The sequence below is a fragment of the Miniimonas arenae genome (genome assembly GCF_006351005.1).
In the GTDB taxonomy this organism is placed as follows: Bacteria; Actinomycetota; Actinomycetes; order Actinomycetales; family Beutenbergiaceae; genus Miniimonas; species Miniimonas arenae.
Genome location: NZ_VENP01000147.1, coordinates 1 through 1,006, shown reverse-complemented (window position 1 = coordinate 1,006; position 1,006 = coordinate 1). Strand labels below are relative to the sequence as shown.

1 protein-coding gene is annotated in these 1,006 nt (G+C 70.1%); it reads right to left on the bottom strand.

The window, feature by feature from the left end; genetic code table 11:
• Positions 1 to 962, bottom strand: a 962-nt coding sequence (locus FH969_RS15020; protein WP_139988021.1) for a transposase, incomplete at its 3' end; no start/stop codon positions are given.
• Between the last annotated feature and the right edge of the window lie 44 nt (positions 963 to 1,006).

The following is a 1,006-nucleotide window of genomic DNA, read 5'->3' as shown; positions in this document are numbered from 1 at the left end:
GCGACCTCGGGGATGGGGCAGGTGTGGAAGGAGTCCAGGATCTTCTCCGCCCGGCGACGGCCCTTGGTCGCGTCCTTGTCGCGGTAGGTGGCGCGCAGGTCCTGGGCGCAGCGCCAGGCGACGTACACCTCTTCGTGGGCGGGGTCGGCCTCGACCGCGGTGGCGAGGCGGTCCAGCTGTTTGTCGGTGAGGTTCTCCGCCCCTGCCCGCAGGATGGTCTGGATGCCGTAGAGGGGGTCACCCTTGCGGCCGCGGTGGCCCAGGGTGGCCTGCTGAACGCGGCGGCGGACCTCGTCCACGACCTGGGTGCCGAGCTTCACGACGTGAAAGGCGTCCAGGACCGCGACGGCGTCGGCGAGCTCCTCATCGATCGCGGCCTTGTAGCCCCCGAACGGATCCAGTGCCGCCACGGCGATGTTCTTGCGGAAGGCGTCTCCGCGGGCGGTGAGCCAGTCGGTGCAGGCCTTCTTTGACCGGCCCGGGACCAGGTCCAGCAGTCGGGCGTGCACCCGTCCCTGCTCGTCGCGGGTGAGGTCGACCATCCCGGTCAGCTCCTTCGGGCCCTTCCTCCTGGGGTCGCCGTGGTGCCAGATGTGCTCATCGACCCCAAGGCTCTTCACGCCCTCGAACCGCTGCTCCTGACCGTCCAGGTGTTCCAGGACGGGCTTGATCCCGCGCCACATCGTCTTCCACGCGATCCNCCGCCAGACCAGCACGACACGTGTGCTCCCGTGGGGGACGTCGTGCAGCTGCCGGACCCGCCGGCCCCGGCTCGGCGCGACCACCCCGCAGTCCGGGCAGCCCATCAGCTGCGACGGCGTGGAGACCTCCACGCGCATGTGGCCGTCGGTGCGCTCGACGCCCTCGACATGGACCACACCCTCCAGCCCCAGGAGGAGATCACAGCGCGGGCAGGGGTCAGCTGTGGAAGGCGCGCGCACGCACGCCGTAGCGTTGGTCAACGTCGAGGTCCTCGAGACGAACGGTTGCTTGGTCGCTACCGATC